Origin of the sequence: Arsenophonus symbiont of Ornithomya chloropus (assembly GCF_964026495.1) — a bacterium.
In the GTDB taxonomy this organism is placed as follows: Bacteria; Pseudomonadota; Gammaproteobacteria; order Enterobacterales; family Enterobacteriaceae; genus Arsenophonus.
The window spans coordinates 835,856-847,741 of record NZ_OZ032148.1; the positions used below are offsets into that span (position 1 = coordinate 835,856).

Below are 11,886 nucleotides of genomic sequence, written 5' to 3' on the forward strand. Positions count from 1 at the left end.
ATAATATCATAATATTATGAACCGATATTTGTTAAATATATAAATCAAAAATTAATAAAAATTTTATATATATTTATAAATATTAATAATTTTTATATAACAAGCAACAAATGATTCAATGATGATAACTTATATAATTTTTTTTAAACATTATTAAAAATAATATTTTATTAAATACGAAATATAAATAATTTTTCCATTAAAAAACCGTATAAATAAAAAATAAAATTAAAATATATATAAAATAAATCTTTAAAACATCTACATCGATTTCGTTTGTAATTATGTAAGCAATGTTTTTCATGTAAGCAATGTTTTTCTATACTTATTTTTCTATACTTATTAATTTTATATTATAACTTGCAAAAAAAACGACAATTTTATTGATAATAAGCGAATTATTATATATAGTATTATATACTTTTCTTAAAGTATTTTTATACTAAATTTAGTTTTTAATTAAAATATTTTTATGTAATTAATAAATATCAATTTATTTACAATACACACATCACTTTTTTTTAAAGTTCTAAAGTATCATTTAATAGCATCATTAGTATGCTAACATATTTTAATAGCATCAGTATATTACTAAATAAATATATTTATACGGTTAAAAAAATATCTTTAAAATAATATACATTACACAAATTTATCAATTAACAATAAAAAACAAATGATCTATAATCTTCATATTTGCTATATCTATTAGAATAAAAAATATAAATTCACAAACATTAAATTCTACTATGTCTAAAATCTCGCAAAAAATGTTAGTTACCTGTGCTTTACCTTATGCTAATGGTGCAATTCATCTCGGTCATCTTTTAGAACATATTCAAGCAGATATTTGGGTACGTTACCATCGTATGCGTGGAAAAGAAGTCTATTTTATCTGCGCTGATGACGCACATGGTACCCCAATCATGCTTAAAGCTCAACAATTAAACATTGAACCAGAAATAATGATTAACGCAATCAAAAAAGAACATGAACAAGATCTTGCAGCTTTTTTTATAAGTTATGATAATTACCATTCAACTCATAGTATAGAAAACAAGATATTCTCTGAAAAAATTTTTTTAGAATTAAAAAAAAATGGCTACATAAAAAGCAAAATAATTGCACAACCTTATGATCCTATAAAAGGTCTTTTCCTTCCAGATAGATTTATTAAAGGAACTTGTCCAATATGTTCTGCACCTCATCAATATGGTGATCATTGTGAATTATGTGGTGCTACTTATAGTTCAACAAAGCTCATTGATCCATATTCAGTCATTTCTGGTGCCACCCCTGAAATACGCAATACAAAACATTTTTTCTTTGATTTACCAGCATTTAGCCATATATTACAAAATTGGATAAAATCAGATGCTTTACATAAACACGTTCGAAACAAAACACAAGAATGGTTTACGAATGGATTGCAACAATGGGATATTACTCGCGATGCCCCTTACTTTGGTTTTCAAATACCAGACGAAAAAAACAAATATTTTTATGTCTGGTTAGATGCACCTGTTGGCTATATAAGTACATTTAAAAATCTATGTAAAAAACAAACAAACATTGATTTTGATACTTATTGGAAAAAAAATACAAGTACTGATCTTTATCATTTTATTGGTAAAGATATTATTTACTTCCATACTTTATTTTGGCCAGCAATATTAGAAGGTATAAATTATCGTAAACCTACAAATATACTAGTTCATGGTTATTTAACAATAAATGGAACTAAAATGTCAAAATCACGTGGTACTTTCATTACTGCACGTTCTTATTTAGAATACTTTGATCCTGATTGTTTACGATACTATTATGCAGCTAAATTATCATCAGGCATCAATGATATTGATCTGAATTTAATTGATTTAGTACATACCATCAACAGCTACATAGTTAATAAAGTCGTCAATATTGCAGCACGAAATGCTAGTTTTATTACTAAACGATTTCAAGGAAAATTATCATCTCGTCTTGCAGAACCAGCTATTTATGCAAAATTTATTTTAGCAGAAAAAAAAATTGGCCAAGCGTTCTCTGATCGTGAATATAACAAAGTAATTCATGAAATTATGCTTCTTGCTGATTTAGCTAATCGATATATTGATAATCAAGCACCTTGGATTCTTGCTAAAAAAGAAAACAAAGAAAAAGAATTACACGACATATGTTCTATGGGAATTAATTTATTTCGTGTTTTAATGACTTATCTGAAACCTGTATTACCTGGATTAAGCAGTCGTACAGAAAAATTTTTGAATATTTCACTTTACTGGAAAGATATAGAAAATCCTTTATTAAATCATGAAATCACTCCATTTAAAAAATTATTTCAACGTATTGACATACATCAAGCAACAGAAATGCTAGAAAAATCTTCAAAAAAAAATACAAATTAATATTTATATTCATATTCATAAAAAAACAAAATTTTAAATTAATATCAAATACTATTTTTTTATTTGATTGAATCTAAACAGATATCATAACTAAATAATAAAAATATAAAAATATTTTAGTATTAAAATAACACTTAAATAAACATATTCCTTAATATTATAAATATTAAAAAGTTCCAAATAAATCATAAAATATGAATTTACTTATCATATTTTCATTAAAAATATATTAAACTGAACCGTTCATCTTAAATGCTAAAAATTATTTTACACAATATTAAATGTATATACATATAATAAAAAACTAATACTTAACTTTAATATAAATTAATAAAATATAAAAATATTCAACTACATTCTAATATACATTCTAATAAATAATATTTATATTAAATATGTATCACAAAAATAATAAAAACAAATATTTAATCTTTTAATTTTACATTAATAACACTGACTTAATGTATACTTATTTACTCTCTCATTAGATATGATTTAGAAAAAATTATATTAATTTATTAAAAATAAATACCTAAAATATTTTTATAATTTTTGTATTTTTTGATAAAATAATAAAAGCATTTTTTATCAATACAAAAATAATTATCATTAGCAAATTAATGTTTTATAATTATTTAATAAAATATTAATTTATCAATAATTACATTCAATTATTTTTAAAAAAAATAAATAATCAATAAATCATTATGATTAATATTTTATTTTTGTAAAATTATCACGTGAAAATAAGTTAGAATTTACCAAATATATTATATAATATTTATTTTGTAATATAAAAATATTTTTAAATATTTATAAAATATATCCTCAAAAAAAATATGAACTTTAAAAAACTATTTGCAAAAAAATAAAATATACAATATTTAATATAAATTAGATAAAATATAACAAATTTTTTTTACAAACTTATGTACTTTGTATAAATATACAAAACATATTTTTTATCAAAATATTATTTTAATTAATTACGCAAACGAGAAACATTACGTAAAAATTCTTGACGAGTATCATGACTAGATTTAAACAAACCACCAAGAGATGTTGTCATGGTACTACTTGTCATATCATGTATTCCTCTAGCTTTAACACAATAATGAATAGCATCAATAGAAACAGCAACATTAATAGTATTTAACAATGTCTGTAATGCAATTAATATTTGTTGTGTTAAACGTTCTTGAACTTGTGGTCTATTAGAAAAAAATTGAACAATACGATTAATTTTTGATAATCCAATGAGTTTATCTTTTGGAAGATAAGCTACAGTTGCTGTTCCATCAATTGTAATAAAATGATGTTCACAAAAACTCGTAAGTGTAATATAACGTACAGTAACCATTTCATCAACATCCATTTTGTTTTCAATTAAAGTAATTTTAGGAAAATTGTTATAATCTAATCCTGAAAAAATTTCATCAATATACATTTTAGCAACACGTTCCGGTGTTTTTACCAAACTATCATTGTTTAAATCAAGATTTAGTAAACACATAATTTTGTACATACATTTTTTAATCTTCCGTTTACGTTGATTATCAAACAATGATTTAGCATAAAAAGGTGTTTCAATACCAGAATTTTCTAATGCTTTACGAACAAGATCTGCTTCTTCAGATAAAGATGACATATTTTTCCCCAATAAATAATTTTTAAATTAAAAATATAAAACGATACTTTCACAACTGAATTTTTATAAATTTGTTACAAAAATATATTTTATGATCAATATTTTTAAATGCTTGAATACTTATACCTCAAAAAACATTCACAGTATATTTTTTAAAATGATAGCAATCAATACCATTACATACAGAATTAAATAAATTTTCAAAAATCAAAAAAATAAAAAATTGTTTTAAATATTATGATACATATATTTAAATATATTTAATAATAAATAATGCACAATGTTAATTCAAGAAATGAAAATAAATTATATTTTAATATAAAAAATTTAGCAAAATTTAATAATCAAAAATATTAATAAATAATAAAAAATATTTTTATATATTAAATATTTTTAAAAACCTTAATATTAAAAAATATTGTATCAAAAAAAACTAATTAAAAATAAAATTACATATTGATTAATTAATCAAAAAATTTTAATAAAAAATATTTTTATAAAATATTTTATATAATTCATTTTATATATTTATTCACTTATTAATATAATTTAATTTTACTTAAATTTTTTTTTAAAAAAATATTTTTAAAATTTTTTCCATAAATCATCATACATATTTTTTATATATAAACATATTAATTATTTTTATAAAATTATTAATAAATTAATACTTATTTAAAATTTAATAAAAATATTATTTAATATAATTTATAAAAAATAATGAAATAATATTTTATTACCAATAAAAATTAACGATCTTCATACATATCTCCTATTTATTTCTTTATCATAATAAACTTTAAAATTAATTTAGATATAAAATACACATAATAATAATTATTATTGATATAATTAAAAAAAATACAAACAAAAAAAAATCAATTCAAAGAATAGAAAGTAACACAATGATCATTAAAGATCATATTTTTAGTAATTAGAATATTGAAAAAATGATAACTAAATTTATAAAAATAAATAAATACACAAGTACATTATGATAATATTCATTTTAAAAAAATATTAAATTGATAATAAATATTTTTCTAAAAAATATATCTATACAAAAAACATTATTTTAATAATGTTATATAATTTTATAAAAATTTAAATATTTTTTTTAATAAAAATTAAAAAAAATATTTGTTTATATTTTTTTATGTAATAATTGTTCATACAATTAAGTAAAAATGTTATTACTAAATTCACATTTAATTTTATATAATTTTTATATTTATTAAGGATATATTTAATGTTGTTTTTCTTACATCACAAACCAAAAACACTTTTACCAATATTATTATTACTTTTAGCAATGATATCCATACAAAGTGGTGCTTCATTGGCCAAAAGTTTATTTCCCACTATTAGTGCACTTGGCGTAACAACACTTCGATTATTTTTGGCAACAATTATTTTATTTATTATCTTTAAACCATGGCGAAAAAAAATACGTGGGTATTTACTAAAAGATTTACTAATTTATGGAATATCTTTAGGTTTAATGAATTTTTTATTTTATTTATCGCTAGAGAGAATACCATTAGGTATTGTAGTTGCATTGGAATTTACTGGTCCACTAACTGTCGCAATGTTTTCTTCAAGACGTCCAATTGATTTTCTTTGGATATCAATGATTATTATTGGATTAGCATTTTTATTTCCTAGAGGAAATAACATTAATAATTTAGATATAATTGGAATAATTTATGCTTTATCTGCAGGTGTTTGCTGGGGTATGTATATTATTTTTGGACAACGTGCTGGTGCAGGATATGGAACAGAAACTGTAGCTTTGGGTTCATTTATTTCTACATTAATTTTTTTTCCTATTAGTTTATTTACAGTTGGTATCAAACAATTGCTTGATTTCTCAATTCTTCCTATTGCACTTGCTGTGGCTATTTTATCTACTGCATTTCCTTATACCATTGAAATGTTTGCATTAACCAGAATTCCAACAAAAACATTTGGTGCCTTAATGAGTTTAGAACCTGCAATGGGTGCTTTTATGGGTATGATATTTCTTAATGAAAAATTATTTTTTACTCAATGGTTAGCATTATTTTGTATAATTGGAGCATCAATTGGTTCAACATTAAGTATAAAAAAAAAGAAGCTATGAACCAAATTTCACAATAAAACATTCAAGAAATTATTTATTATAATAAATATTAGATTATAATTTTTGAATATTATTGTCTTATTTTTATTGTTGATGTTATTTTATTATATCTTCACGTATTTTTTTATTTATTTTAAAAAATAACACTAATAATTTTTCTTTTAAAAAACTATATTACGATACATTTCGAATAAAAAAATATTTTTTAATATTATTTCTAACTCTTTTTAAGAAGATCAAAAAAAAAGAGTAGATTTTTTATATCATAAAAATATAAATTATCATAAAACATTTTAATTGATCAAATTGTAATATAAAAATTTATTTGGACTCAATAGGTAAATTATTATCTTTCCCCCATTCTGCCCAAGATCCATCATAAAGTTTTACTTTATTGTTTCCTAAAATTATCAATGCAAGCAATACCACTGCAGCTGTCATGCCTGATCCACAACTAGTTACAGTGGGCATACTAATATTAACACCTTGTTTATAAAAAATAGCATTTAATTTTTTTGGTTTTTTATAGCAACCTTTATGAACCAACCAAAACCAAGGTACATTTTTACTACCAGGAATATGCCCCATTCTTAATCCTGGACGTGGTTCTGGCTTTTTTGCATTAAAACGTGCAGTTGTACGAGCATCAATAAATTGAATATCTGATTTCCATAAAAAAGATAAAACTTCTTTTTTTGATAATACATGATTACTAAGATATGTAATAACAAAACGTTGTTTTTTTCTTACAGCAGAAATACCAGATTCTAAAAAATAGCCAGCTTTTTCCCATCTACTTAATCCACCAGATAAAATTTTAACATGATTGCACCCGAATATTTTAAAAGTCCACCATGCTCTAGGCGCAGAGAATAAATCACCTTGATCATAAAGAATTACTTGATGAGTATTACTAATACCTAATTCTTCAACCATATTATTAAAAGTTATTTTATCTGGTAACATATGTGGTAAATGAGCATACCTATCACATATATCTAAATTAAAAAATTGTGCACTAGGGATATGTTTTTTATAAAACAAATATTGATAATCTATTTTTTCTAATGGCTTTCTCGAAGAGACATCAAGAATAACAACATTTTTATCTTTTATATGATCATAAAACCATTTTGGAGTAACAAAAAATCTTTCGTACATAAGTACTCCATGATGTAAACTAATAACTATTATAGTTATATCCTTTAAAAATTAAATATTTAATTGATTTCGTAAAAAATAAAATCAGAAAAATTTTTTTTATAAATCTATAAATTAAATTTTTATATTAAATATATCTTACTTTTTAATGCATGACATATAAAAATGTATAGATGAACAAAATTTAATTTTATTATAAAATCTAATGATTATTAATTTTTATTAGTTTTCTAAAAATTTTATAAAAATATTTAATAAATATATTAATAAATATTCTGTTAATATACATTTTTTAGTTTAATATATTATGTACTTTGCTAAGTATCAAAAGAAATTTTAAAACAAATATAAAAATCAAATTTTATTAAAAATAATAAACATATTTTAATTTTAATTACAAATAAAATATAAATATATTTTTAATATAATATAAAAAATAAGATTTATATTATTCAAATACATAAAGTTAAAGTATATTTTTTTAAAAAATAAAAGCAAAAAATACAATAAAAATTAATAATCAATAATATAATAAAAATACAAAAAATTCTTCTTTCATATCATTTTAATATCAAAAATAACCTTGATATATCAGTAATAAAAAGCAATTTTTTAAAAAAATATTTTTTATCTAACTTATCTCTAAAAAATAACATCAAAAAACATAAAAAATTATAAAATAACCTAGCGTTATCATTACTACTAGGTTATTTATTTAAAAAATAATATTAAAAAAAAAGAGAAACTAATATTTTATTTTTCAATTAACGTCGATCAGCCGCAATACGCAATAACATTAAAAACAAATTAATAAAATCTAAATAAAGTGTCAATGCGCCAACAATAGCATATTTACGCATATTATCTTGATCTGAAGCATCAATTTGACTACCCATATTTTTTAGTTTTTGAGTATCATAAGCAGTTAAAGCAGAAAACACTAATACAGCAAAATAACTGATCATTAACATTAAACCAGCACTTCTTAACCAAATATTTACCAATGAAGCAATAATTATACCTATTATCGCCATAAATAAAAATATGCTCATACCACTTAAGTTACGTTTTGTACTATATCCATATAAACTAAGGGAACCGAACATAGCTGCTGTTATAAAGAAAGTACTAACAACAGAAGCACCTGTATAAGAAATCAAAACTAAGGAAGTTGTTATTCCTGTTAGCATTGAATACAACATAAACATTGCCGTTGCTGCACCTGCACTTAATGTAGGCAATAAAAAAGATAACCCTATCACTAATCCAATTTCAGCAATAATCAGTCCTATCAGCACCCAACTATGCATTGCTAAATACGTAATAATATTGCTATTATTAACAGCATACCAAGAAACAAAAGTTGTTAATAACAAACCTACTGTCATCCAACCATATACTTGAGACATATAAGTTTGAATTCCCGCTCCAGCCCGCTGGATGATTGAATCATTTCTATGATCAAATAAATCCATAATGATTATCCTTATCACTGTAGTTAAAGATAAAGCTATTTAAAATAATAAATAACTCAGTAAACTTCAAAAAAGAATATCATGTTTTTTTTAAAAAGTCATTAATTAACATTAACTAATTATTAAAATTTTAAAAACACATCGTTAGAAAAAACAATAAGCATTACTAATATATATACTTTTGAATATAATGAACATTATTTTTATAATAAAATACTTGTTAAAAAATAACAAATAAGGTCTTTGAATATCTAGAAAAATAACTATATAATATTATTAATTATAATGTATACATTCTTAATTATTCAATTTTTTTTAAAAAATATCAAAATTTAGTGTTTCTATAAAAAAATAAAAATTTAACAATATAAATAATAATGACTTATTTTATCATAAAAAATCATCAAAAAATTTATCTATAATTATTATATACAAAAAAAATTACTCAAAAATAATTTTAAATACCATAATCTAAAAATTAACTCGATCTAATATTTTAGAAAACTTTATAAATTTTCCGATAAAATTAGATTCCCAATTAGGACAATATGGGATTACTCCCAAGCATGGAACAGATAATTGTTTTTGTAATGTTAATAAATAATCTGCTTCATATTTTTCTGAAAGAATGATTTTATTAGCAATCCACCCGATTAAAAATAAACCACTATTTTTAATAGCTTGCGCAGTTAATATCGCGTGATTAATACAACCTAATTTTATTCCTACAGTTAATATAACTGGTAATTGTTGCTCTATTACCCAATCAGCAAAAGTTTTTTCGAATGAAAATGGTGTATACCAACCACCAGCCCCCTCAATAATGATCCAATTAGCACAATCTTTTAATTTTTGTAATCCTGTAGTCATTATTTTACAATCTATAAATCCACCTGCTCTTTGAGCAGCTATATTAGGTGATGTAGCATCTAAAAAAACAATAGGATTGACATCATTATAACTAAGATTTACAGTGCTATTTTTCCTTAAAAGCTCAGCATCTAAATTTCTTAAACCGAAAACTGATTGTTTACTACCTGCAGCTATAGGTTTATAACCTGCTGTTTTATAACCCCTGTATGATGCAGCCTGCAATAATGCACAACTAACAACAGTTTTTCCAATATCCGTATCAGTTCCAGTTAAGAAAAAATATTTATTCACAATACAATATTCCAAAAACAAGTTGATAAGTTAATGGGAATTGATGACCATTATTTGGATAATGATTAAAAAGTTCAGCTAATCTTTTTTTTGTCATCAAACCATGATCTTGACGCCCTTTTGCTACATAAGTAGCACCAATACCTTTTAAAGATTTAAGCAAAGATCCAAATGATGGATAAGTTAATTGCCATGATTGTTGTTCTAAACTATGAGGCCAATACTTACAAACCATTTTAATTTGTTCAAAAGTCATAAAAGAATTAATATGAGAATCATTATCGATTTTTTGCCAAGATTGTTTTAATTCTTCTAAAGAACCATCAACTAAAGTAGAAAAAGCAACTATCCCGCCTTTTTTTGTAATACGATATAATTCACTCAATGGAGTATATAAATTAGTACACCACTGAATAGCAAGATGACTAAAACATAAATCAACACTTTCATTTTTTAATGGTAAATATTCCATATCTCCTTGTATATAAGTTATAGCAGTTTGTTTTTTTTTTGCAATAGATAACATAGATTCCGAAAGATCTAAGGCAATAACATATTTTCCTGCTAATTGCCACTGATCACTAAAATAACCAGTACCGCAACCAGCATCTAAAACAATATCACCTGGTCTTGTAGAAACACAATCAAAAAGATGTTGGCCACTTTGTTGTTGAAAAATTGCGATATCATCATAATTTTTAGCTGCACGACCAAAAGCGTGAGCAATAGCTTTTTTATTCATCTGGATTATTTTTGAAGAATTCATGTAAAGTTTCCACTAACTTTGCAATATCGGCTAATCTATGATTAGCCGTTATAGTGATCCTTAATCTTGCTGTACCATTAGGTACAGTTGGCGGACGAATAGCATGCACCCAAAATCCTTGATGACGTAAAAATGAAGATAACTCTAAACAACGTTGATTATCACCAATAATCAATGGTTGAATTGCTGTAGCAGAATTTAGTAATGCAAAATTGTGTTGAGTAGCTAAGTAACGAAAATAAAGAATATTACGCTGTAAATTTTTTCTTAATTGATCTGCTTGACGAACTTGAATAATTGCTTCGGATAATGCCACAGCTTGTGCTGGTGGCATAGAAGTAGTATAGATTAAATGCCGTCCATATTGCAAAAAATATTCTGCAATATTTTCATCACAAAGCAAAGCTGCTCCACTTAAACCAAATGCTTTACTGAAAGTTATTATTAATAGTTGAGGTTTTATTTTATGTAAATCACAACTACCTTTTCCTTCATAACCTATTACACCAATACCATGTGCATCATCTACTAATAACCATGCTTTTCTTTTTTCCGTTGCAATTTGTAATTGTAATAAAGGGCTAGTATCACCATCCATACTAAATACTCCTTCAGTTACAACTAATGTTTTTCCTTTGTGATTATTTTTTAAAAATTTTTCCAAATTATTAATTTGATTATGTGCAAATCGTTTTAATGTTGCTGGAGATAAAATTGCTGCATCTAATAAGGACGCATGAGTTAACCTATCAGCCAAAATATAATCATATTTATTCATTAAAGTGATAATAACAGCCTGGTTTAAGGTATAACCAGAAATAAACAATAAAGCTTTAGGATATCCTAACCAATCAGCTAGTTGTTCTTCTAATACTGCATGAGCATCAGTATAACCTATAATATGGCCAGAACTTCCACTACCTACTCCATATTTGTTTAATCCAATTTTCCAAGCATTAATAATCGCATTATTATGGCTTAATCCTAAGTAATCATTATTTGAAAAATTAATATATTTTTGCTGGTTGAATATTAAAGTACGTCCATTATTATTTTCAATAATATTGCGTTTTCGCCATAATGTTTCTTTTTTTCGTATATTAAGATGAGTATTTAAAAAGGTTGCCCAATTCATCATATTG

At 23.2% G+C, this 11,886-nt stretch carries 7 protein-coding genes and 1 pseudogene; 2 read left to right on the forward strand and 6 right to left on the reverse strand.

Annotated features, from left to right (window positions below; translation table 11 throughout):
* Positions 1–749: 749 nt before the first annotated feature.
* Positions 750–2,393: pseudogene (gene metG / locus ABNS14_RS03125) on the forward strand (methionine--tRNA ligase); the annotation flags it as partial.
* Positions 2,394–3,390: 997 nt separating this feature from the next.
* Here metG and folE read toward each other — a convergent pair.
* Complete coding sequence (gene folE, locus ABNS14_RS03130; protein WP_348666266.1) at positions 3,391–4,056, reverse strand: GTP cyclohydrolase I FolE; 666 nt, start codon at positions 4,054–4,056, stop codon at positions 3,391–3,393.
* Positions 4,057–5,305: 1,249 nt separating this feature from the next.
* Between folE and rhtA the strand changes: the two genes are divergently transcribed.
* A complete protein-coding gene (rhtA, locus tag ABNS14_RS03135) occupies positions 5,306–6,178 on the forward strand; it encodes a threonine/homoserine exporter RhtA (protein ID WP_348666267.1) in 873 nt (290 codons plus the stop codon).
* A gap of 321 nt (positions 6,179–6,499) precedes the next feature.
* On the opposite strand, the gene sseA is transcribed toward rhtA, so the two are convergent.
* The 5 genes from sseA to ABNS14_RS03160 form a co-directional block, all read right to left on the reverse strand.
* On the reverse strand, positions 6,500–7,339 hold the full coding sequence (gene sseA / locus ABNS14_RS03140; protein ID WP_348666269.1) for a 3-mercaptopyruvate sulfurtransferase: 840 nt from the start codon (positions 7,337–7,339) through the stop codon (positions 6,500–6,502).
* A gap of 764 nt (positions 7,340–8,103) precedes the next feature.
* A complete protein-coding gene (locus ABNS14_RS03145) occupies positions 8,104–8,814 on the reverse strand; it encodes a Bax inhibitor-1/YccA family protein (RefSeq protein ID WP_348666271.1) in 711 nt (236 codons plus the stop codon).
* A gap of 471 nt (positions 8,815–9,285) precedes the next feature.
* Positions 9,286–9,978 carry a dethiobiotin synthase gene (bioD, locus tag ABNS14_RS03150; RefSeq protein ID WP_348666273.1) on the reverse strand — a complete coding sequence of 231 codons (693 nt, stop codon included), beginning with the start codon at positions 9,976–9,978 and terminating at the stop codon, positions 9,286–9,288.
* On the reverse strand, positions 9,971–10,744 hold the full coding sequence (gene bioC / locus ABNS14_RS03155) for a malonyl-ACP O-methyltransferase BioC (RefSeq protein ID WP_348666274.1): 774 nt from the start codon (positions 10,742–10,744) through the stop codon (positions 9,971–9,973). The genes bioD and bioC overlap by 8 nt, the downstream gene beginning before the upstream one ends.
* The gene (locus ABNS14_RS03160; protein WP_348666676.1) at positions 10,713–11,879 is read right to left on the reverse strand and encodes an 8-amino-7-oxononanoate synthase; all 1,167 of its coding nucleotides are present in this window, start codon (positions 11,877–11,879) and stop codon (positions 10,713–10,715) included. The genes bioC and ABNS14_RS03160 overlap by 32 nt, the downstream gene beginning before the upstream one ends.
* Positions 11,880–11,886 lie beyond the last annotated feature (7 nt).

Bases quoted from the DNA above. Each gene is read 5' to 3' on its own strand.
- ABNS14_RS03160 (WP_348666676.1), bottom strand. From the start codon at position 11,879: ATGAATTGGGCAACCTTTTTAAATACTCATCTTAATATACGAAAAAAA.
- rhtA (WP_348666267.1), top strand. From the start codon at position 5,306: ATGTTGTTTTTCTTACATCACAAACCAAAAACACTTTTACCAATATTA.
- ABNS14_RS03145 (WP_348666271.1), bottom strand. From the start codon at position 8,814: ATGGATTTATTTGATCATAGAAATGATTCAATCATCCAGCGGGCTGGA.
- sseA (WP_348666269.1), bottom strand. From the start codon at position 7,339: ATGTACGAAAGATTTTTTGTTACTCCAAAATGGTTTTATGATCATATA.
- folE (WP_348666266.1), bottom strand. From the start codon at position 4,056: ATGTCATCTTTATCTGAAGAAGCAGATCTTGTTCGTAAAGCATTAGAA.
- bioC (WP_348666274.1), bottom strand. From the start codon at position 10,744: ATGAATTCTTCAAAAATAATCCAGATGAATAAAAAAGCTATTGCTCAC.